Source organism: Actinoplanes ianthinogenes (genome assembly GCF_018324205.1).
GTDB lineage: Bacteria > Actinomycetota > Actinomycetes > Mycobacteriales > Micromonosporaceae > Actinoplanes > Actinoplanes ianthinogenes.
In genome coordinates, this window is the sequence record NZ_AP023356.1 from 7,599,242 (window position 1) to 7,620,562 (window position 21,321).

The following is a 21,321-nucleotide window of genomic DNA, read 5'->3' on the forward strand; positions in this document are numbered from 1 at the left end:
CTTACCTTGACCTCGAACGGGCAGACCCGGTTCGGACACCGGTTCCGAATTATTTCTGGAGCACCGGATGGCGGAGGCCGGGGTGCTCCGCCGGGAGGGTGCGCCGGATGACCCACCAGCTGGCCGCGAGGCAGGCGGCCACCAGCGGCCAGCTCAGGACGATGCGGGCGACGGCCAGGGCGCCCGGCTCGCCGGCGGCGTAAAGGGGGAGGAAGACCGCGACCCGGATGACGTATTGCAGGACCCAGATCCAGCTGGCCCGGGAGTAGGCCCGGAGCAGCTCGGGGTCGCGGCGCCAGCGGGTGCGCTGGCCCAGGACGGCGCCGACGACCACGCCCAGCAGCGGCCAGCGGATCACGATGCTGATCGTCCAGACCAGGACGCTGGCGCCGTTGGTGAGGATCTGGAGCAGGAAGAAGTCCTCGGCCTTGCCGGTGCGCAGGGCGATCAGCGCGGCCACGCAGACGCCGAGCAGGCCGATCAGGACGGCTCGGGGCTTGTCACCGCGGCGCAGGCGCCAGGCGACCACGCCGAGGGCGGCGAGCAGCGCGCCGGCGATGCCGGCCCCGATGGTGTGGAAGGCCAGCCAACCGGCCAGGAAGCCGACCGCGGGCCATGACGCGTCGACGGCGGCACGCCGCCCGTTGAGCAAATCCGACAGCGATTCCGGCTGCGCCATCTCCACCCGCCTGTTAGAGGTTAGGGCAGCCTAACCCAGGCGGTCGGTCAAGGGTGGGACGGGGAGCGAGGTGGGGCTGCCTCGTTCCCCGTCCATGGTGTGGCAGCACTACGTGAGGTTCACGCGGGGGATTGCTGCGCCTCCATTTCGGATCGGAGCTTGCGCTGGGAGCGCTCCCAGTTCACCGCACTGTAGCAACTATTGCGCGCCCCGGGGAGGGGTCAGACCGCCGAACAGGTGACGGCCGGGGTGCTGGGCGTTCCGGTGGCGATGAAACCGAACGTCGCCGAGCCGCCGGCCGACAAGGCGCCGTTGTAGCTCGCGTTCGACGCCTGTATCTGGTTTCCGCTGGTCAGCACGGTCGCGTTCCAGGATTGCTGCACGGTCTGCGCCGCGCCGTAGGTGAGCGTCACGGCCCAGCCCTTGACCGCCGCGGCGCCCGCCGTCACCGTCACGGTCGCCTGGTAGGCGCCGGACCACTGCGAGGCGACGGAGACGGCCGCGCTGCACCCGCCCGAGGGAGCCGGCGTGCTCGCCGTCGGCGAGGGCGAGGTGGGTGAGGGCGAGGTGGGCGAGGGCGAGGTCGGCGACGGGGACGTCGTGCCGCTGAAATTGACGTCCGAGCAGAAGTAGTAGGACTGGTCCAGGTGGCTGGCCTGCCAGATCGTGTAGACCACGGCCCGGCCGGACCGTCCGGACAGGCTCACCGGGATGTCCATCTGCACCCCGTTGCTGAGCTGCTCGGTCCACTGCGCCGCGGGAGTGTTCGGCACCTCCTTGACGAGGTCCAGGTCGGACCACTTCAGCGCGGTCGTGACCGGGTTGTAGGACGGTTTGGTGACGTAGACCCGGATGTAGTCGGCGCCGTGCCGAGCCCCGTCGAACAGGTTCAGCGTGAACGAGTTGGCGACGGTCGTCGCCTTCCAGTCGCCGATCGCGTCCATCGCGGCGTACCGGCCGTTCTGCGTCTTGCCGGCGCTGCACAGCTGCCCGTCCGGGATGGCGGCCTGGTGATTGCCGGCCACACCCTCGCGGAACAGTCCGTTCCAGTTCCACATCGCCTGCGGATCGGCCTGCCAGGCCTGGTAACACATCGGGTCCTCGGTCGCCATCTCCGGCGCCTGGAACTTGTCACCCCAGCGCTGGAAGCAACCGTAGTTGCGCGAGGCCGGGCCGATCACGTTGCCGTGCGCCGCGGCGGGGGAGGTCGGTGTGACCAGCACGGCGAGGGTGGCCACCAGGGCCGCGATCACAGCAGAGATCAAGAACTTCTTGCGTACGACATGAGTCGTCATGCGAACTCAGCACTCCTGAGCTCAGGGGCCGCCGGTGGCGACGGCCGGGCTGCGGGGGACGTCGGAGGCTGCCCAGGCCTCCGCGGTGCCCGCGTGTGCTCACGTGCGTGCTGTGGCGCCCAGCGTGCCTCGGTGATCGAGATAAGTCAATGTGAGCGGAAAATCGGATGCCGGTCACCCGCGAGGTTCCTAGGTTGTGGGGATGTCCGCCGAAGCGGCCCGTGCCGCCGAACTCCTGACCCAGCTGTCCAACCCCGCCCGCCTGCGCGCCTTCGCCGAGCTGGTGCGTCGCGGGAGCGAGGGGTCGTCCCTCGCCGAGATGGCCTTCCACCTGGACATCTCCAAGCCGGAGGCGGGTGAGGCGCTGGGCCGGCTGGCCGGGCTGGGGCTCGCCAGTGGCAGCGGCGACGGGTATTACCGGGCCAAGCCGGAGGTGCTGCGCGAGGCGGCGCAGGCGCTGGTCTCGACGCTGCCGATCGCGCCGCTGCTGAGGGAGTATCCGCAGCTCAAGAGCTTCTTCGCGCACGGGCGGCTGATCGCTCTGCCGCCGACGCTCAGTGAGCGGTACGAACAGATCGCGGAGCTGCTCGCCCGGTTCCTGGCGGTCGACGACCTGCTCACCGAGGACGAGGTGAACCGGCGGATCGCGGTGGTGGCCGAGGACGTGGCGGCGGTCCGCCGGATGCTGGTCGAGACCGGGTGGCTGGAACGGGACCGGGCCGGGAGTACGTACGGCGCCGGTCGGGCGTATCTGCCCGCGTCCTGACGCTCACCCTCCACCCCGGCCCGCAGTCCCCGGCTGGCGCCCACGGCCCTTTCCGTGACGGTGATAGGGCCGTGGAGCCCAGCCGAGGTTCCTGGGCTGGCCGCCACGGCCCTATCCGGGGCAGTGTTAGGGCCGTGGCGGCCAGCCGAGTTCCCCGGGCTGGCGCTGATGGCCCTATTGCGGGCGGTGATGGGGCCGTGGTGGCCAGCCGAGGTTTCTGGGCTGGTGCTCATGGCCCTATCTCGGGCGGTGATGGGGCCGTGGTGGCCAGCCGAGGTTCCTGGGCTGGTGCTCATGGCCCTTTCCGGGGCGGTGATAGGGCCGTGGTGGCCAGCCGAGGTTTCTGGGCTGGTGCTCATGGCCCTATCTCGGGCGGTGATGGGGCCGTGGCGGCCAGCTGGACTGTTGGGGCTAGTCGGTGGTGACGTTCAGCGCGGGGGCGGTGCGCGGGACGATGACGGGCATCGCCGCGGCGAGGATCACGGTGAGGACGCCGAGGATGCCCAGCGCCGGGCGGAGGCCGCCGGCCGCGGCGCTCAGGCCGTTGATCAGGACCGGGGAGAGGAACTCGCCGACGAACAGGGTGCCGGTCCACAGGCCGGTGCCCCGGCCGCGTTCCTCGAAGGTGAGGCTGTTGGTGGCCCAGGTGAGCAGCGTGGGCAGCAGCAGGCCGGTGCCGGCGCCGGTCAGGACCGCCCCGAGGGTGATCACCGGGACCGCCTCGGTGGCCGCGATGATCAGGAAGCCGAGGGCGGCGAGTCCGAAAGCGATCGGCAGCAGCTGGCGCGGCGTGCGGGCCGACAACCTGGCGAACGAGCCGGCCGCGATCGCCGTGGCGAGTGACATCAAGGCGCTGAGGGCGCCGATCGTGGCGGTCTCGGTGACGCCGACCTCGTCGAGAACGAAGGACAATTCGACGATCAGCGCGTAGAAGACGATGCCGCCGGCCAGGGTGACCAGGCACGGGGTGCGGAGCTGCCGCCAGGGGAGCGGCGGGAGCTTCGGTTTGGCGCCGGGCGGCGGGGCGACTGCGAGCGCACCGCCCGGCGGGGCGGCTGAGAGCGCGCCGGCCGGCGGGGCGAGGGAGGGCGCACCGGGCGGCGGGGCCGGGGTGGTTGTGGAGGCGGCGGCGACGGGCTGCCAGATCAGCAGGGACATCGGCACGGCCAGGGCCAGGGCGACCGTGTAGAGCCAGAACGGCGCACGCCAGCCGGACGCGCCGATCGCGCCGCCGACGCCCAGGAAGATCGTCGCCGAGACCGAGGCGAGCAGTGTCTGGAGACCGAGGTAGCGGCTGCGCTGCCGGCCCGACCAGTAGTCCGCGATCAGCGTGGTGCAGCAGGTCATGATGGCCGCCTCGCAGAGTCCGACCAGGACCCGGGAGCCGATGATGGCCGGCAGCGAGTCCAGGTAGAGCGGAGCGGTGCCGCAGATCGCGTACCCGATCATGGCGGCGATCAGCAGGCGCTTGCGGTCCAGCGCGTCCACGACGAACCCGGCGAACGGCGCGGTCAGCCCGATCACCAGGGCCGGTACGGTGAGCACGATCGGGACCAGCACGTCGGCGCCGGCGACCCCGGCGAAGTGGTCGGTCATCTGCGGCAGAACCGGCGCGATCAGCACCGCGCCGAGGACCGACAGGCAGCTGCCGGCCAGCAGCAGCACCAGCTGGCCGGCGCCGGCGCGGCGCTGGAGGACGGCTTCGGGCATGGGAGGGCCTTCCGGAGGAGGAGAAGCCGGTGGTCCAGGTCACATCCGGCGGACCTGAATAGTGGGCAGACGCCGTCCCATCACGGAAGCCCGGATCCGCTGATAACTGGTATCAGCCGGGCTGATGGCGCAGCGAGCCGGCCGCGTTCACCAGCAGCTCGCGGAACCAGGTGTGTGCCGGGTCGGTGCGGTACATCGGGTTCCACCAGAACGCCTCGGCCACCGGGACCACGTCGAACGGGCAGTCGAAGATCCGCACCCCGGCGACCGGGGCGAGCAGCCGGGCCAGGCGCTCCTGGAGCAGCGCGATCCGGCGGGTGCCGGCGACCAGGAACGGCATCTGCACGAAACCGTCGACCGCGGCGTCCACCCGGGCCTCGATGCCGAGCATCCGCAACTGGCGGGCGGCGGGGGCGAACGCGGTGGGCCGGTCGACGTACATCACCCAGGGCAGCGCGCCGAGGTGCTCCAGCGTGAGCGTGTCGCCCACCTCGGGATGGTCGTCGGACACGATGCACACCCAGCGGTCCTCGAAGAGGTCTCGATAGGGCAGGTCGGTGACGAAGCCGTGCGGGACGATCAGGCCGTCGGCGGCGCGCAGGGTGGCTTCGGCGTGGTCCACGGCGTACGGCGTGGTCTGCTCCAGCCGCAGGCGGACGCCGGGCGCGAGCCGGGCGAGCTCCCGGGCCACCAGCGGACCCAGGATCGTCGCCGCGTAGTCCGAGACGACCAGGGTGAACTCGCGGTCCAGCCGGGACGGGTCGAACTCGGCGGTCGAGTCGAAGACCCGGCGCACCCCGGCCAGGGCCGGTCCGGTCAGCACCGCGACCCGGGCCGCGAGCGGGGTCAGCTCGTACCGGTTGCCGACCCGGGTGAGCAGCGGGTCGCCGAAGTGGCGGCGCAGCCGGGCCAGGGCGCCGCTGACCGCCGGCTGGCTGACGCCCAGGTGCTCCGACGTGCGGGTCACGTTCCGCTCGCGGAGCAGGGCGTCGAGCGTCACCAGCAGATTGAGATCGAGGTTGGCCAGCACCCGGTCGACCGCCATGGCGCCACTATAAGCCTGGGCGATGGTGAGCATCACCAAGTCGAGCTTCCGTAATAACCTCGCCGCACGTGACAGTGGTCCCAGTCACACGAAACGGAAGGGAAACCGCCGTGCCAGCAGTTCGTAACGTTCTGGTCGTCGGTGGGGGCGCGGCCGGCGCCGCCGCGGCGATCCTGCTAGCGGAACAGCAAGTCGCGGTCGACCTGATCGACCTGAAGCCCGACGTCTCCGCTCTCGGCTCCGGGATCACGTTGCAGGGCAACGCGCTGCGGGTGCTGCGCCGGCTCGGCGTCTGGGACCAGGTGCGCGCCGAGGGATACGCGTTCGACACCCTGGGCCTGCGCGCCCCGGACCCGGCCGGCACGCTGATCGCCGAGCTCACCGACATCCGCACCGGCGGCCCGGACCTGCCGGCCACGCTGGGCATGTACCGGCCGACCCTGGCCCGGATCCTGCTCAAGCGCGCCGAGGAGGCCGGTGCGGCCGTCCGATTCGGGACGCAGCCGACCGCTCTGGAACAGGACGGCGATGCGGTCACGGTGACCTTCACCGACGGCGACATCCGACGGTACGACCTGGTCATCGGCGCCGACGGCCTGCGGTCCTGGACGCGCCGTGCGGTCGGGATCGACGTCGAGCCGCAGCCGGTGGGCATGGGCATCTGGCGCACGTTCAGCCGGCGGCCGGAGTCGATCACCCGGACCGACCTGTTCTACGGCGGTCCCGCCTACATCGCCGGGTACTGCCCGACCGGCCCGGACAGCATCTACGCCTACCTGGTCGAGCGGGCGCAGGACCGGTTCAGCCTCAGCCCCGAGCAGGCCCTGGAGACGATGCGGGGGCTGTCGCAGGCCTACCACGGGCCGTGGGACGAGATCCGCGAGCAGCTGACCGACCCGAGCCGGGTCAACTACACCGCGTTCGAGAGCCACGTGCTCGACGGGCCGTGGCACCGGGGCCGGGTGGTGGTGATCGGCGACGCCGCGCACAGCTGCCCGCCCACCCTCGCCCAGGGCGCCGCCCAGGCCCTGGAGGACGCCGTGGTCCTCGCCGAGCTGCTGCTCCGGGACGACGCGCTGAGTGACGAGCTGTGGACCGAGTTCACCGCGCGGCGGCTCCCGCGCGCCACGGAGGTCGTCGAGGCCTCCCTGCAACTGTGCCGCTGGCTGCTGGCCCACGAGCGCGGCGACGTCCCGGGCCTGATGGCCCGGATCTCCCACCTCGTCGCCGAGCCGGCCTGAAAGGACTGGTCATGAGCAACGACGAACGACTGATCACCCACCTGCGGCACGTGGACCTGGCCGTGCCGGACTACGACAAGCAGCTCGAGTTCTACACGACCATGTGGGGGCTGGACGCCGAGACCACCGACGAGGGCATCGCGTTCCTGGCCGCGGCCGGCTCGCCGGAGCAGTACTCGGTGCGGCTGCGCAAGGCGGCGGAGAAGCGGCTCGACCTGATCGCCTTCGGCGCGGCGAGCGGGGCCGACGTCGACGCGCTGGCCGAGCGCCTGGGCCGGGCCGGCGTCACGCTGGTCAGCGAGCCGGGCGCGCTGCTGACCCCGGGCGGCGGGTACGGCTTCCGCTTCTTCGACCTGGACGGCCGTACCGTCGAAGTGTCCTGCGATGTCGAGGTCCGCAAGCATCGCAAGCTGGAGGAGGGCGAGTCCGTCCCGGTCAAGCTCTCGCACGTGGTGATCAACTCGCCGAACCCGGAGGCGACCGTCGCCTTCTACGGCGACCACCTGAACTTCGCGCTCTCCGACACCCTGATGCACCCGCGGATGGGCTCGATGATGTGGTTCCTGCGCACCAACAAGTGGCACCACAGCCTGGCGATCGCCCGCGGGCCGCACGTCTCGCTGCACCACGCGTCGTTCGAGATGCGCGGCATCGACGAGTACATGCGCGGCACCGGCCGGCTGCTGCGCGGCGGCGTCGAGAAGGTGTGGGGGCCGGGCCGGCACATGGCCGGGAACAACACCTTCAGCTACTTCCTCGACCCGCACGGCAACACCATCGAGTACACCACCGAGCTGGAGGAACTCGACGAGGACAGCTGGCACCCGCACCTCTACGACTTCTCCGACCCGATGGTCAGCGACCAGTGGGGCACGGCGAACCCGATGAACGAGTTCGTCGCCAAGCAGTCGTTCAACGACGTGGACCGCGGCATCTTCGTCGCGCCGCCGGTCTGATGCGGATCGTCAGCTACCGGCACGACGGCCGGGAGAAGTCGGGCATCCTCGCCGGGGACGAGGTGCGGCCGTTCGTCGACGACCTCTCCACCCTCCAGGTCATCGAGCGTGGCCTGGACAACGTCGGCACCAAGCCGGGTGTGCCGCTGGCCGCGGTGCGTCTGCTGGCGCCGCTGCGGCCGGCGTCGGTGCGGGACTTCGTGGCGTTCGAGGAGCACGTCGAGGGCGTCCGGCGCAGCGTCGACGGCTCGGCCGGGGTGCCCGAGGCCTGGTACGACGCGCCCACGTTCTACTTCACCAACCCGCACGCGATCTACGGGCCGGGCGACGACATCCCGTTCCCGCCCGCGTCGGTGGCCCGGGACTTCGAGCTGGAGGTGGCCGCGGTCGCCGGGCCCGGCGGGACGATCTTCGGCTACACGATCTTCAACGACTGGTCGGCGCGGGACCTCCAGAGCCGCGAGATGCGGGTGAGCCTCGGGCCGGCCAAGGGCAAGGATTTCGCCTCGAGCCTCGGGCCGTGGATCGTGACGGCGGATGAGCTGGAGCCGTACCGAAAGGACGGTTTTCTCGATCTCTGGTGCTCGGCGAGCGTGAACGGCGTCGAGGTGGGCCGGGATCTGCTCAGCAACATGGGGTGGACGTTCGAGACGATGCTCGCCTATGCCGCGCGGGACAGCGTGGTGAAGCCCGGTGACGTGCTCGGGTCGGGGACCGTGGGCAACGGCGGCTGCCTGGCCGAGCTGTGGGGCCGTCGTGGGGCGCAGGATCCGCCGCCGTTGAAGGACGGTGACGAGGTGACGTTGACCGTCGAAGGCATCGGAAACCTGGTAAATCGCGTTATTTCCGGACAAGCTGGGCGGCCGTTGGCGGCGGTCCGGCGTCGCGACGCGGCGAAAGCTCGCGCAGAGAGGCAGTGATGTTCGAGTATTTCCCCGGCAACTACGTCTGGAACCTGGGCGTGGTCGCCACCCTGAACAGCGGCGGCCTGATCGACGAGGTCGACCGCGCCTGCCGCCCGATCCGCGAGCTGGGCGCCCAGGGCGCCGACGTCGGCACCAAGGAGTTCCTGGCCTCCTGGGCGGCGGTCGCCGAGGACCTGGCCACCCAGGCCGCCGCCGACGAGGCGGCCGGCCACCCGCGCACCGCGGGGCAGAAGTACCTGCGCGCCACCAACTACCTGGCCCAGGCCGAGCGGATGCAGAGCGCCAAGCAGCCGGACCGGAACGTCTTCTACCGCCGCTGCCTGGAACTCCAGCAGAAGGCGTTCGACCTGATCGACCCGGCGACCAGCCGGGTGGCGATCCCGTTCGAGGGTGCGCTGCTGCCGGCGTACTTCACGAAGGCCGCGGAGAGCGCGCCGGTGATCATCATGTTCAACGGGCTGGACTCCACCAAGGAGCACATGTACGCCTCCGGCTTCCCTCAGGAGATGGCGGCTCGCGGCATCTCCACGCTGATGGTCGACACCCCCGGCAGCGGCGAGGCGCTGCGGCTGCTCGGCCTGACCAGCCGGGTGGAGTCCGAGGACTGGGCGCGCGCCTGCGTCGACTACCTGCTCACCCGGGACGACGTGGTCGCCGACAAGATCGGCCTGGTCGGCTGGTCGCTCGGCGGCTACTACGCGCCGCGCGCCGCCGCGTTCGAGAAACGGCTCGCGCTCTGCGTGGCCTGGGGCGCCAACCACGACTGGGGCGCGGTGCAGAAGCGCCGGCTGGAGCGCGAGGGCGAGAACCCGGTCCCGCACTACTGGGACCACGTGCTCTGGGTGTGGGGCGAGACCGACCTGGACACCTTCATCGCCAAGGCCGAGGCGGTCAACCTCGACGGCGTGGTCGAGAAGATCACCGTGCCGTTCCTGATCGCGCACGGGGAGAACGACCGGCAGATCCCGCTTCAGTACGCGTACCGCTCCTACGAGCAGGCGGTCAACGCGCCCCGGCGGGACCTGCGGATCTTCACGCCGGCCGAGGGCGGCGCCGAGCACATCGGGCTGGACCACTTCGCGCACGTGCAGACCTACATCGCCGACTGGATCACGGACGTCTTCGCATGATCGATCGCACGGATCCCGAGGGTGCCGTCGCGGCGGCCGCCAAGCGCTGCTCCAACTGGGGGCGGTGGGGTGCCGAGGACGTACGGGGAACCATGAACTTCCTGACCCCGGCGCACCGCGCGCGTGCGGCGGGCCTGGTGCGCCGCGGTGTCTCCTTCTCGCTGGCGCAGTCCTTCGACGCGAACGGGCCGCAGAAGGGCTGGCGGCGGCGCACCAACCCGGTGCACACGATGCTGGACACCGGCACCGACGCGGTCGCCGGCGTGCAGGGCTTCCCGCACGGGATCGGCGGCGCCGACGACGTGATCTCGATGCCGCTCCAGTGCTCCACCCAGTGGGACGGGCTCGGCCACATCTTCGACCACGGCAGGGCCTGGAACGGGCGCCCGGCGGAGAAGGTGGTGACCAGCCTCGGCGACGGCGTGACCGGCATCGAGACGGTCGCCTCGGTGATCGCCGGGCGCGGGGTGCTGCTCGACGTCGGGCGCGCGCTCGGCGCCGGCGGCGAGCTGCCGGATGGCTTCGCCATCACGGAGGAGCATCTGGCGGCGACGATCGCGCGGCAGGGCGCGACGTCCGCGGTGGGCCGGGGCGACATTGTTCTGGTACGCACGGGGCAGCTGTCCCGGGTGCGCCGGGACGGGTGGGGCGACTATGCCGGTGGCGCGGCCCCGGGGCTGTCGTTCACCACGGCGGACTGGCTGCACCGGACCGAGATCGCCGCGATCGCGACCGACACCTGGGGTTTCGAGGTCCGGCCGAACGAGTTCGACGACGCGTTCCAGCCGCTGCATCAGGTGGCGATCCCGCACATCGGCCTGTTCCTCGGGGAGATGTGGGATCCGGACGAGCTGGCCGCGGATTGTGCGGCGGACGGGGTCTACGAGTTCTGGCTGACCGCCGCGCCGCTGCCGGTCACCGGGGCGGTCGGCAGCCCGGTCAACCCGATCGCCGTCAAGTAGCCCACGTGGCAAGGGCGCGTCCATGCGGGCGCGCCCTTCGCCGTGCCGGGCCTCAGACGGTGGCCGGGGCCGGCTCCGGGGCCGGGCGGCGCTTGGTCACCCAGCGCTCGAAGATCAGCGTGGTGAGCGGCGGGATCGAGGCGGCCAGGGCGAAGCCGGTGCGCCAGAACGACCAGCGTTCGGCGCGGGCGGCCCAGAGGGTGGCCGCAAGGTACGCCACGAAGAGCGCGCCGTGGATCCGGCCGAACAGCCACACCCCGGCGTCGGTGGTGTGCGAGACGTGCTTCAGATACATCCCGGCCAGCAGGCCGGTCCACGAGAACGCCTCGGCGATCGCGGTCACGCGGAACACCAGGAACGCCGGCACCCGCCACCCCTCTCCTGAAGATCAATCGTTCGGACGCTATCCCCCGGAAGTTGAGTGTTTCCTGGCAGGCGGGGTATCTCCGGCTCGCGTACCCACTATCGAGGAGGTTCCGTGCCGGACATCGTGGAGATCATCAAGGAGCAGCACCAGAAGGTCGACGCGCTGCTGGAGCAGGCGGCTTCGGAGGAGAACGACCAGTTGGCGATCCTTCAGGAGATCGCCAAGATGCTGCTGCCGCATTCCGAGGCGGAGGAGGACTTCGTCTACCCGACCATCCGCGCCAAGGCGGCCGAGACCGGCGAGGAGGTGCGCGACGGCGTCGAGGAGCACCACCAGATCGAGGAGATGCTGCGCAACCTGCTCGACGGCAGCCCCGACGACCCCGGCTGGGACGGCACGCTCGCGGCGATCACCGGCGAGCTCCGGCACCACGTCGAGGAGGAGGAGCAGGACCTGCTGCCGGTCCTCGCCGACCGGCTCAGCGACGCGGAGCGCGAGGAGATGGGGCAGCGGTTCCTGGCGGCGACGACCGGCGGCCTGCCCGCCGAGGAGCACCCGGCCACCCGGCAGGAGCTTTACGAGAAGGCGAAGGAGCAGGACATCCCGGGCCGGTCCTCGATGACCAAGGACGAGCTCGCGAAGGCGGTCGGCGAGGGGTGACCGCCTGCGTTCCCCGGCCGGTCCACCGATACTGGTGGGGTGTCTGATCTACCTCCGGCGCGGATGCGGCCGTGCCGCCGTTGCGGTCACCCGACCCGGGTGGACCGGATGGTGCAGGGGTACGGCCGCAACTGTGCCGCCGCGCTCGGCCTGATCGGCGGCACGGTCGACACCGGTCACTCCGGCCCGGACCTGCTCGACCTGATGGACCTGGAGCCGGAGGACGAGTGCGACGGCGGCGACCGTCCGGCGGACAGCGACCTCAGTGCCGCGCGAGCCCGGCGCCGCCCAGCATGAGCAGCCGGGCCGGGTCGGCCTCCGGCGGGTCCTCCGGGTCCGGGTGCCACTGCGGGCAGAAGACGACGCCCGGCTCCACCAGTTCCCAGCCCTCGAACAGTCCGGCCACCTGCGCCCGGTCGCGCAGCACCAGCGGCGTCCCGGTGCGGTTGTACAGGTCGGCGATCCGCTCCAGCGCGGCCGGGTCGGCGCCGCTGCCGGTGGTGTGCGAGATCGCGAGCAGGCTGCCCGGCGCCACCGCCGCCCGGTAATCGCGCAGCGCGGCGGTCAGCCGGGGACTGTCCGGCGCGAAGTGCAGCACCGCGATCATCAGGACGGCGACCGGCCGCGACAGGTCGATCAGGTCCCGCAGCGCGGGCGCGGCCAGCACCGTGCCGGGCTCCTGGAGGTCGGCCTGGATCACCACGGTGTTCGGGTCCGCGGCGAGCATGTCCCGGGCGTACAGCACCGCGGTCGGGTCGACGTCGACATAGGCGGTCCGGGCGCCCGGGTCGATCGCCTGGGCGATCTCGTGCACGTTGCCCTCGGTGGGGATGCCGGAGCCCAGGTCGAGGAACTGGTCGATGCCGCGGGACAGGGCGAACCGGACCGCCCGCCGCAGGAAGGCCCGGTTGGCGCGGGCGATCTCCGGGATGTCGGGGACGAGCTCGACGGCCCGGGTGGCGACCACCCGGTCGGCGGCGAAGTTGTGCGTCCCGCCCAGGAAGGCGTCGTAGATGCGGGCCGCGCTGGGCTTGTTCGGGTCGATTCCCATAATTCACTTTTTACCCAGTCCGCACGAAAAATCTGGGATTATCGTAGTTTGGGATGGAGGTCGTGGTGGAGTCACGTGACGCCCTGCCCGGGCTCTTGATCGACACCGCCCCGGACGCGATCGTCATCAGCCGCTCGGACGGCACCATCACCATCGCCAACCGCCGCGCCCACGAGATGTTCGGATACCCGCCCGGCGACCTGGTCGGCCACTCCGTCGACCTGCTGGTGCCGGCGGAGGTCCGCGACCGGCACCCCGGGCAGCGCGCCCGCTACCTCTCCGGCGCGCACCGGCCGCTGCGCCGGTTGCCGCTGCGCGGGCTGCGGCGGGACGGAACGATCTTCGCGGTGGAGATCTCGCTCTCCGCGGTGCAGGGGGCGGACGGGCAGACGTACGTCACCTCGGTCCTGCGCGACGACACCGCGCAGCGCGAGGCGGCCCGGACCCGCGCCCTCCTCGCGTCCGTGGTCCAGTCGTCGCACGACGCGATCGTCACCACCGACCTGGACGGCCTGGTCCTGTCCTGGAACCCGGGCGCCGAGCTGCTCTACGGGTTCACCGCCGCCGACATGATCGGCCGGCCGATCGACCGGATCATCCCGCCCGACCGGCGCTCCGACGAGGAACAGATCCGCACCCTGATCCGGCTCGGCGGCCGGGTGGACCGGTACCGGGCCGCCCGGCTCACCGCCACCGGCCAGGTCATCGTGGTCAACACGCTGATCTCACCGCTGGTCGACGAGCGCGGCACGATGTTCGGCACCACCACCACGACCCGGGACATCACCGAGCGGGAACGCACCGAGGCCCGGGTCCAGGCGATCCTGGACGCGGCCCCGGACGCGCTGCTCGGCGTCGGCGAGGCCGGCGCGGTGGTGCTGGTCAACGCCGAGGCGGAGCGGCTGTTCGGGCACCGCCGGCACGACCTGATCGACACCCCGGTGTCCCGGCTGCTGCCGGACGGGCTGCCGCGGGTCTCCGCGGTGCTGCGCACCGGCGGCGACTCCACCCCGCTGGACACCGAGCGCACCGGGGACGGCGAGCAACGCTGGGCCAAACGCCGGGCGATCCGCAGCGACGGCGCCGAGCTGCCGGTCGACATCGCGTGCAGCGCGCTGCACACCGAGACCGGCGTGATCACCGTGGCCGCGGTCCGGGACATCACCGACCGGCTGGCCGCCGAGGCCGAGCGGCGCCGGCTGCGCGAGGAGACCGACCGGCAGAAGCTGGAGGCCCGGATGCAGCAGGCACAGCGCCTGGAGAGCCTGGGACAGCTGGCCGGCGGCATCGCGCACGACTTCAACAACCTGCTCGCGGTGATCCTCAACTACGCGGCGTTCATCATCGAGGACGCGGCCGGCAGCGCGCCGGCCGCCGACGCCGAGCAGATCGCCCGGGCCGCCCGGCGCGGCAGCGACCTGACCCACCAGCTGCTCGCCTTCGCCCGGCGGGAGGTGATCCGGCCGCGACCGCTGGACCTCAACACGGTGGTGACCGAGGTCCACCAGATGCTGGAGCGGTCGCTCGGCGAACACATCACCCTCACCGTACGCACGGCCGACGCGCTGCCCGCCGTGATGGCCGACCCGGGCCAGCTGGAGCAGGTGCTGGTGAACCTGGCGGTGAACGCCCGGGACGCGATGCCGACCGGCGGCCGGCTCACCATCGACACCGCCGAGGTCCGGGTCGACGCGGACCACTCGGCCGCCCGGGCCGGCCTGAGCATCGGCCGTTACCTGAGGTTGCGCGTCTCGGACACCGGCACCGGCATGCCCAAGGAGGTGATCGACAAGGCGTTCGAGCCGTTCTTCACCACCAAGCCGAGCGGGCAGGGGACCGGGCTCGGGCTGGCCACCGTCTACGGGATCATCACGCAGGCCGGCGGGACGGCGCAGATCTACTCCGAGCCGGGGATCGGGACCACGTTCACCATCCTGCTGCCGGTCACCGACGTGCAGGCGCAGGAGATCACCGCGGAGGACACGGCCGCCGGGCTGACCGGGCACGGGGCGACGGTGCTGGTGGCCGAGGACGAGGACGCGTTGCGCGAGGTGACCAGCCGGATCCTGCGGCGCGGCGGGTACACCGTGCTGACCGCGAACGGGGGCGAGGAGGCGCTGCGGCTGGCCGCCGAGAACCGGATCGACGTGCTGCTCACCGACGTGATCATGCCGGGGATGCTGGGCAAGGACCTGGCGGACGCGGTCACCACCCGGTACCCCCGGACGAAGGTGCTGTTCATGTCCGGTTATGCCCAGCCGGTGCTGACCAACCACGGCACCCTCGCGGTCGGCGTGCACCTGCTGGAGAAGCCGTTCACCAGTGCGGAGCTGATGCGGGCTTTGCACGATGAGCTGCAAGCGAAACCGTGACGGTTCATCGACGGTCATCGGGGTATGGGCGGGCTCATGGCGTACCGGAGAATCGGCCGCGGCCTGGCGGCGGCCCTGCTTGCCCTGCCCCCGCTGGCCGGCGTTTCCGCTGATCCCGGCGATACTCCGCAATATCTGCCGGCGGACAAGACCGGCCTGGTGACCTCGGCCGGCACCGGCAGCAAGGTGTGGGCCACCGTGCAGAAGTCGGGCGGCCTCGGCGAGATCTTCTATCCCGATCTGGGTACGCCGAGCGCACGCGCACTGAGTTTCGTGGTCTCCGGCCCCTCGTCCGCCGAGACCAGGCTGACCGACGAGCGCAGCCTCAGCTTCGCGCAGCGGCTGTCCGGCCCGTCCGGAAAATGGCAGATCCTCCTTCGGTACGCCACCGACCCGAACCGGTCGACGGTGCTCGTCGACGTGGAGTTCCGCGCCCCGAAGGGCTACCAGCTCCAGGTGGTTTACGACCCGGCGCTGGGCAACAGCCGGGGCGGCGACACCGGCAGCGTGCAGGGCGACGCCCTGCTGGCCGTGGACGGCGACGTGGCCAGCGCCCTGGTGGCGTCCCCCGGCTTCCGCTCGACGTCCAGCAGCGCGCCCGGGGACCTGGTGCAGACCGGCCGGCTCAGCGGCCGGCACACCACTCTCGCGCTCGCCTTCGGCCCGTCCACCGGCGCGGCGCTGGCCGGCGCCCGGGCCGGTCTGCGGCGCGGCTTCGACCCGATCGCCCGGGACTACGCGGCCGGCTGGCACCACTACCTGGACGGGCTGCGCCGGCCGCCGTCGGTCGCCGACCGCACGCTCTGGCGGGTGTCCGCGATGATCCTGGCGGCCAGTGAGGACAAGACCCACCGGGGCGCCTACGTGGCCGCGCCGGCCTCGCCCTGGGCCTTCGGGCGCGACGACCCGTCCGGGCCGTACCACCTGGTCTGGGCCCGGGACCTCTACCAGATCGCGACCGGGCTGCTGGCGGCCGGCGACCGGGCCGGCGCCGAGCGGGCCCTCGACTACCTGTTCACCGTGCAGCAGAAGCCGGACGGGTCGTTCCCGCAGAACTCGCGGCTGGACGGCACCCCGGTCTGGGGCGGCCTGCAACTGGACGAGGTCGGGCTGCCGATCGTGCTCGCCTACCAGCTGGGCCGCACCGACGCGGCGACCTGGGCGCACGTGCGCCGCGCGGCCGACTTCCTGATCGGCTTCGAGCAGGACGGCAACCGGGCGCCGTGGAGCCCGCAGGACCGCTGGGAGAACCAGTCCGGGTACTCGCCGGCCACCATCGCCGCGGAGATCGCCGGCCTGGTCTGCGCCGCGTCGATCGCCGAGGCGAACGGGGACGCCGCGGCGGCCGCCCGTTACCTCGCGGTCGCCGACCGGTGGCAGGCCGCGGTCAAGGGCTGGACGGTGACCACCACCGGGCCGTACTCGGCGAAACCGTATTTCCTGCGGCTGACCAAGGACGGCAAGCCGGACCAGGGCACCACCTACGACATCGGGGACAGCGGGCCGTCCGGGGTCGACCAGCGGCGGGTGGTCGACCCGGGCTTCCTGGAACTCGCCCGGCTCGGCGTGCTGCCGGCCGCAGACCCGGTCTTCGGCGACTCGCTGCGGGTGGTCGACGCCCAGCTCGCGGCCGGGCCGTTCTGGCACCGGGCGTCGTTCGACGGGTACGGCGAGAAGGCCGACGGCAGCCAGTGGGACTATCCGCTGCCGGCCGACTCGCTGATCACCCGGGGCCGCGCCTGGCCGCTGCTCAACGGCGAACGCGGCGAATACCTGCTTGGCGCGGGCTCGGCCCGGGCGGCCCGGGCACAGCTGGCCGTCCTGGCGAGCGCGGCCGGACCCAGCCGGATGCTGCCCGAGCAGGTCTGGGACCAGTACCCGCCGTACCGCCCGCTGGGCACGCCGAGCACCTCGGCGACGCCGCTGGCCTGGACCCACGCGCAGTACCTGCGGCTCGCCGGGGACCTGGCCGCCGGCCGGGTGGTGGAGCGGCCGGCGGCGGTGGCGGACCGTTACTCGCAGACCTCGCCGTCGCCGTCGCGGTCCTGATACCAGTCGTACTCCGGGTCGACACCCTCGCGGTACGGGCCGTAGCCGTTGGCGTTCGCCTCGGCGCAGGTCCGGAAGCGCGGGTCGGTCCCGCCGCTGCCGGAGTCGCCGCCGTCGTCGTCACCGGTGTCGTCGTCGGCCGGCTCGGTGTCGTCGGCCTCGCAGGCCACGCCGTCGCCGTCGCGGTCCAGGGCCTTGCGGTAACCGGGCTGCCCCTTGCGGATCTCGTAGAGCCCGGCGGCCTCGACGGCGGCGCAGTTGGCGTAGTAGACGGGCTTCGTCGTGGTGGGTGCGGGTTTCGGCTTGGTCGTCTTCGGGGCGGCCGGCGTGGTGGTCTTCGTGGCCGTCGGTGTCGCGACCACGGCCTCGGTCGCCGGAGCGGTCGAGGAGTCGGCGACCTGCTGGGCGGCCGCGGTGCTCTCCGGTCCGGCCGGGGTCTTCGGGCTGTCCGGGGCGAAGGCCGCGACGCCGCACACGCAGAGGCCGAGGGCCGCCACCACGCCGAGGGTGACCTTGTGCCACGGCTTCCACCTGGACGGCGGCCTGCCGGGCGGCGCGTAGGGCATGGTCGGCGGGTACTGCGGCGCTGCCGGGTAAGCGGGCGGTGGTCCGTAAGACGCTCCGGGCCCGCCCGGTGGTGGTCCGTAAGACGGCGGCGGCCCATGTTCCGGCGACGGCTCCGACGGGCGCGACCAGGGATCCTGTGGCGGTGGCAGACTCACAGCGAGAGCCTTGTGGCCGAAACCGGCCATCGGTACCCGCTGATCGGTTCGTCACCGTCAGTCATGTTGATCCCCTACCTGTCCGAACGGGCGAATCCTTCCGGTGCGTCGTCCGGCCCGATCGTGGGATCGGCCCACCGGCCCGGCGCGGGCTCCTGGCGATCACGCGCCGACGTCTTCGATACTGGCGCCTCGGTGGTGGCTGAGGGAGGCGTCGGAACCAGATGGACGCGGGGGAAACCGGGGATCAGTACGACGGCGCGCCCGCCGGCAGTCTCCGGCGGCGCGTCCTGACCGCCGTCCGGGACCCGGCGTGGCAATGCGTCGGCGCCGTCCTCGCCGTGGTGGGCGTCGTGGTGACGTTTTGCAGTTCACCGGCGACGGCGGGGAGACCCGGCCGGCGCCGCCGCAGACGCGGATCTCGGCGGAGGTGTCCGGGGACTGCAACGCCGTCGGTTCCGGCAATCAGATCACCTGTTGACACCGACACGATGGGGGCCGAGGCGTGACGTCACCGGAGGAGCCGCGCGAGCACGTGCCGGCCGGGTCGGGCCCGCCGCGCAAGCGGGTCCGGTGGGCCGTCGCGAGCGCCCTGGCCACCATCCTGCTGGCCGGCGCCGGAGCGACTGTCGTGGTGGCCCGACTGCGGGACGGGCCGGCCGGTGTCGCGGGCGACGCGCAGGCCGGGGGAAGTGTCGCCGGTGACTGCAACGCCAACGGCGTCAACAACGTGATCCACTGCGAGGCGCGGGCGCCGAAGATCGCCAATGTCGAGGTGCGGGAGGGCTCGCCCTGGTATCTCTGGTTCGACGGGCCGCCGGACCGGCTGCCCGCACCGCCGGAGCGGACCGTCGGCGAGATGTCCTGCTACGACGCGGGCTTCATGGCCTGGGTCCGCTCGATCGACCGTTTCCACCTGACCGACATCAGCAAGACGGTGGTCCTCTCCGCCGGGACTCCCGACCTGGTCACGCTGACCCGGGCGACCGTGAGCCTCGGCACCCGCAAGGCGGTCCCCCCGGGCTCGGGGACCTGGGTGAAGTGCGTCTTCGGCGGCGACGGGTTCTTCTACCACCACGACATCACCATCGACAGCCAGCAGCAGACGACCACCGTCGTCGAGACCACCGGGGATGACTCGGAGATCGACAGCGGACCGGCCGAGGCGATGCCGCCGGCCTCCGTCGCGCTCGCCGACAAGAGCCAGGACCTCGTCGCCATCCATGTGAAATCCAAGCCGGACCACGCGTACACCGGCTTCGTCACGATCACCGCATCCGTCAACGGCGAGACGCGCACCCTCTCTCTCGGCGGTCCGCAGTCGCCCCTGCGGTGGGTGGCGATGGAACCGGCGGAGGGCGCGGACTGGTACGCCCCCGACGACGCCGGAAAATGGCACAAGAACTGGTCACCACTGTGCGGGAGTTTCTGTTCCGGGTTCTGACCGCGGAGACAGGGGTGCCCTGCGCCGATCCGCCACGTGCCGGGCCGCCGGGAACGCCGCCTCGACGACCAGCCCGCCCTCGGGCCGCGGCGTGACGGTGACGATCGCCCCCGACCGGCTGGCCATGGCCGGCACCTGGTCGCCGGCGGTCGCCGGACCGGTGTTCACCACGGTGAGGACGGCGCGCAGAGCGTCGCTGCGGACCGTCACCCCGGCCCAGCCCGTCGGCTCGGTGCTCCGGATGGCGTTCTCGACCAGGCTGGTCACCAGGTGGCCGGCCAGCTCCGGGTGCCCAAGCGCGACCGCCGGCGCGATGGCGTGCAGCAGCACCACGTCGTGCTCGTCGGCCTCGGCACGGTGTGCGGCCAGCGTCGACCGGACCAGCTCGGCCAGGTCGAAGGGCAGCTCGTCGATCAGCGGCACCGGCATGGTGTCTCCTCCCCGCGTTGCACCATCGATGGGCGACAGCCTGACGGCCGCGGGGTTTCTCCGGCGTTTCCGTTCGCGAAGCGGGGCTACTCGCCGTACCGGAAAGCGGTGTGATGCGGCCCGGACCGGGCCGCGGCCGTGGGCGTGTCGTCCTGCCCGGCCGAACTGAGGAGCCCGGCGCAGCCGCAGATCGCGAGGATCGCCGTCACGATCAGCAAGAGCACGGCCATGATCAGGCCCGGGTACTTCTGCGGCGGCGGTCCCAGCGCCCCGTGCAGGAAGGCCAGCAGCGGCGCCCGGTACTCCAACTCGGCGGTCTTGCCCGGCAACGCGAGCACGGTGGTCTCGGCCGCGCCCAGCCGGGACGGCAGCAGATAGGGCACGTGCACGTGCACGTGGTGCTCGCCGAGCGCGACCGGGGTGGTCACCCGTCCCCAGCCGGCCGGCACGTTGTGGCCGTCGATCTGCAGGATCGGGGTGAAGAGCCCGAGCAGGAACGCCAGTGGCGCGTAACGCAAGGTGACCGCGATGGTCGCGCCGCCGTCCCCGCGCGCCGGGTCGAGCGGCGGGAAGCCGGGGGAGAAGGGCCGGTAGGGCGGCGCCAGAATGGCCACGCTGCACCTTTCTGTGAGTCCGCCGATGCAGGATATGCCCGCGAGGCCGAACCAGAAAACCATCGATGTCCACAGTGGAGGAAATCCGGTTAGGATGACCATGTGATGAGCGATCAGGTGGATCCGCACACGGTGTCACCGGCCCGCCGCTGGAATTACTGGCTCGGCGGCAAGGACCACTTCCAGGTCGACCGTGACTCGGGGGATCGGATCGCGGCGGCCTATCCCGCCGTGCGGACCACCGCGCGGGAGGGTCGTGCCTTCCACCAGCGTGCGGTGCGGTTCCTGGCCGCGGAGGCGGGCATCCGCCAGTTCCTCGACATCGGCACCGGCCTGCCCGCCCCGGACAACACGCACGAGGTGGCTCAGGCGGTCGCCCCGGACGCCAAGGTCGTCTATGTCGACAACGACCCGATGGTCCTGGCGCACGCCCGGGCCCTGATGATCGGCGGCGCCACGACGTATGTGGACGCCGACCTCCGCGACCCCGGCAAGATCCTGGCCGCCCCCGAGGTGCGCGAGCTGCTCGATCCCGACCGGCCGGTCGGCATCCTGCTGATCTCGGTGCTGCACTTCCTGACCGGCGACGACCAGGCCCGTGCCGTGGTCCGCGAGCTGCTGGCCGCCGCGCCGCCGGGCAGCTACCTGGTCGCCACCCACGCGACCATGGACTTCGTCAGCCCCGAGCACGCCGCGATGTACCACGCGATGTATCAGGCCGGCCAGGTCGACGCGCTGGCCCGCGACCGGGCCGCGGTGGCCCGCTTCTTCGACGGGCTGGCGCTCGTCGAGCCGGGGCTCGTCGCGGCCTGCGACTGGCGCCCCGAGCAGGCCGAACGACCCACCCCGGCCGAGGTGGCGCTTTACGCGGGAGTCGCCCGGAAGTGACGCGTGAGGTCACAT

At 71.9% G+C, this 21,321-nt stretch carries 21 protein-coding genes; 12 read left to right on the forward strand and 9 right to left on the reverse strand.

The window, feature by feature from the left end; genetic code table 11:
• Nucleotides 1-49 precede the first annotated feature (49 nt).
• Complete coding sequence (locus Aiant_RS34320; RefSeq protein WP_189333095.1) at nucleotides 50-679, reverse strand: DUF3159 domain-containing protein; 630 nt, start codon at nucleotides 677-679, stop codon at nucleotides 50-52.
• 221 nt (nucleotides 680-900) lie between these two features.
• Nucleotides 901-1,974, reverse strand: a complete 1,074-nt coding sequence (locus tag Aiant_RS34325) for a lytic polysaccharide monooxygenase auxiliary activity family 9 protein (RefSeq protein WP_189333096.1) — start codon at nucleotides 1,972-1,974, stop codon at nucleotides 901-903.
• A 202-nt stretch (nucleotides 1,975-2,176) separates the two neighbouring features.
• On the opposite strand from Aiant_RS34325, the gene Aiant_RS34330 reads away from it, so the two are divergent.
• Nucleotides 2,177-2,740 (forward strand): DUF2087 domain-containing protein, encoded by a 564-nt coding sequence (locus tag Aiant_RS34330; protein ID WP_189333097.1) that lies wholly within the window; start codon nucleotides 2,177-2,179, stop codon nucleotides 2,738-2,740.
• A 411-nt stretch (nucleotides 2,741-3,151) separates the two neighbouring features.
• Here Aiant_RS34330 and Aiant_RS34335 read toward each other — a convergent pair whose 3' ends face one another.
• Nucleotides 3,152-4,450 (reverse strand): MFS transporter, encoded by a 1,299-nt coding sequence (locus tag Aiant_RS34335; protein WP_189333098.1) that lies wholly within the window; start codon nucleotides 4,448-4,450, stop codon nucleotides 3,152-3,154.
• 112 nt (nucleotides 4,451-4,562) lie between these two features.
• Nucleotides 4,563-5,528: a LysR family transcriptional regulator gene (locus tag Aiant_RS34340; RefSeq protein ID WP_229830668.1), complete on the reverse strand. Its 966-nt coding sequence runs from the start codon at nucleotides 5,526-5,528 to the stop codon at nucleotides 4,563-4,565.
• 77 nt (nucleotides 5,529-5,605) lie between these two features.
• Here Aiant_RS34340 and Aiant_RS34345 point away from each other — a divergent pair, with 77 nt between their 5' ends.
• From Aiant_RS34345 to Aiant_RS34365, 5 genes are read left to right on the forward strand one after another with little or no spacing between them, the layout of a single operon-like run.
• Nucleotides 5,606-6,736 carry an FAD-dependent monooxygenase gene (locus Aiant_RS34345; protein WP_189333099.1) on the forward strand — a complete coding sequence of 377 codons (1,131 nt, stop codon included), beginning with the start codon at nucleotides 5,606-5,608 and terminating at the stop codon, nucleotides 6,734-6,736.
• An 11-nt stretch (nucleotides 6,737-6,747) separates the two neighbouring features.
• Nucleotides 6,748-7,692 carry a VOC family protein gene (locus Aiant_RS34350; protein ID WP_189333100.1) on the forward strand — a complete coding sequence of 315 codons (945 nt, stop codon included), beginning with the start codon at nucleotides 6,748-6,750 and terminating at the stop codon, nucleotides 7,690-7,692.
• The gene (locus Aiant_RS34355; protein WP_189333101.1) at nucleotides 7,692-8,612 is read left to right on the forward strand and encodes a fumarylacetoacetate hydrolase family protein; all 921 of its coding nucleotides are present in this window, start codon (nucleotides 7,692-7,694) and stop codon (nucleotides 8,610-8,612) included. Before Aiant_RS34350 ends, Aiant_RS34355 begins: the two co-directional genes overlap by 1 nt.
• Nucleotides 8,612-9,748 carry an alpha/beta hydrolase family protein gene (locus tag Aiant_RS34360; protein WP_189333102.1) on the forward strand — a complete coding sequence of 379 codons (1,137 nt, stop codon included), beginning with the start codon at nucleotides 8,612-8,614 and terminating at the stop codon, nucleotides 9,746-9,748. Before Aiant_RS34355 ends, Aiant_RS34360 begins: the two co-directional genes overlap by 1 nt.
• Nucleotides 9,745-10,710 (forward strand): cyclase family protein, encoded by a 966-nt coding sequence (locus tag Aiant_RS34365; protein ID WP_189333103.1) that lies wholly within the window; start codon nucleotides 9,745-9,747, stop codon nucleotides 10,708-10,710. Before Aiant_RS34360 ends, Aiant_RS34365 begins: the two co-directional genes overlap by 4 nt.
• Before the next feature lie 52 nt (nucleotides 10,711-10,762).
• Here the strand turns inward: Aiant_RS34365 and Aiant_RS34370 are convergent, their stop codons facing one another.
• On the reverse strand, nucleotides 10,763-11,077 hold the full coding sequence (locus Aiant_RS34370) for a DUF3817 domain-containing protein (RefSeq protein ID WP_189333104.1): 315 nt from the start codon (nucleotides 11,075-11,077) through the stop codon (nucleotides 10,763-10,765).
• Between the two features lie 111 nt (nucleotides 11,078-11,188).
• Here Aiant_RS34370 and Aiant_RS34375 point away from each other — a divergent pair, with 111 nt between their 5' ends.
• Complete coding sequence (locus Aiant_RS34375; protein ID WP_189333105.1) at nucleotides 11,189-11,737, forward strand: hemerythrin domain-containing protein; 549 nt, start codon at nucleotides 11,189-11,191, stop codon at nucleotides 11,735-11,737.
• A gap of 39 nt (nucleotides 11,738-11,776) precedes the next feature.
• The gene (locus Aiant_RS34380) at nucleotides 11,777-12,034 is read left to right on the forward strand and encodes a hypothetical protein (protein WP_229830643.1); all 258 of its coding nucleotides are present in this window, start codon (nucleotides 11,777-11,779) and stop codon (nucleotides 12,032-12,034) included.
• Here Aiant_RS34380 and Aiant_RS34385 read toward each other — a convergent pair.
• Nucleotides 12,000-12,788, reverse strand: coding sequence for an SAM-dependent methyltransferase (locus Aiant_RS34385; RefSeq protein ID WP_189333106.1), 789 nt, complete (start codon nucleotides 12,786-12,788; stop codon nucleotides 12,000-12,002). The genes Aiant_RS34380 and Aiant_RS34385 overlap by 35 nt on opposite strands.
• A gap of 53 nt (nucleotides 12,789-12,841) precedes the next feature.
• On the opposite strand from Aiant_RS34385, the gene Aiant_RS34390 reads away from it, so the two are divergent.
• The gene (locus tag Aiant_RS34390) at nucleotides 12,842-15,160 is read left to right on the forward strand and encodes a PAS domain S-box protein (protein WP_229830646.1); all 2,319 of its coding nucleotides are present in this window, start codon (nucleotides 12,842-12,844) and stop codon (nucleotides 15,158-15,160) included.
• 36 nt (nucleotides 15,161-15,196) lie between these two features.
• A complete protein-coding gene (locus Aiant_RS34395) occupies nucleotides 15,197-17,209 on the forward strand; it encodes a glycoside hydrolase family 15 protein (protein WP_189333107.1) in 2,013 nt (670 codons plus the stop codon).
• Here Aiant_RS34395 and Aiant_RS34400 read toward each other — a convergent pair.
• Nucleotides 17,173-17,775 (reverse strand): excalibur calcium-binding domain-containing protein, encoded by a 603-nt coding sequence (locus Aiant_RS34400; protein WP_189333108.1) that lies wholly within the window; start codon nucleotides 17,773-17,775, stop codon nucleotides 17,173-17,175. The genes Aiant_RS34395 and Aiant_RS34400 overlap by 37 nt on opposite strands.
• A 661-nt stretch (nucleotides 17,776-18,436) precedes the next feature.
• Here Aiant_RS34400 and Aiant_RS34405 point away from each other — a divergent pair.
• Entirely contained in the window at nucleotides 18,437-19,375 is a 939-nt protein-coding gene (locus tag Aiant_RS34405; protein WP_189333109.1) for a hypothetical protein, read from the forward strand.
• Here the strand turns inward: Aiant_RS34405 and Aiant_RS34410 are convergent.
• Together Aiant_RS34410 and Aiant_RS34415 are read right to left on the reverse strand one after the other, a co-directional pair.
• The gene (locus tag Aiant_RS34410; RefSeq protein ID WP_189333110.1) at nucleotides 19,340-19,804 is read right to left on the reverse strand and encodes a sensor histidine kinase; all 465 of its coding nucleotides are present in this window, start codon (nucleotides 19,802-19,804) and stop codon (nucleotides 19,340-19,342) included. The two genes, Aiant_RS34405 and Aiant_RS34410, sit on opposite strands and share 36 nt — an antisense overlap.
• Before the next feature lie 86 nt (nucleotides 19,805-19,890).
• The gene (locus Aiant_RS34415) at nucleotides 19,891-20,418 is read right to left on the reverse strand and encodes a hypothetical protein (RefSeq protein ID WP_229830648.1); all 528 of its coding nucleotides are present in this window, start codon (nucleotides 20,416-20,418) and stop codon (nucleotides 19,891-19,893) included.
• A gap of 105 nt (nucleotides 20,419-20,523) precedes the next feature.
• Here Aiant_RS34415 and Aiant_RS34420 point away from each other — a divergent pair, with 105 nt between their 5' ends.
• The gene (locus Aiant_RS34420) at nucleotides 20,524-21,306 is read left to right on the forward strand and encodes an SAM-dependent methyltransferase (RefSeq protein WP_189333111.1); all 783 of its coding nucleotides are present in this window, start codon (nucleotides 20,524-20,526) and stop codon (nucleotides 21,304-21,306) included.
• Nucleotides 21,307-21,321: the final 15 nt, after the last annotated feature.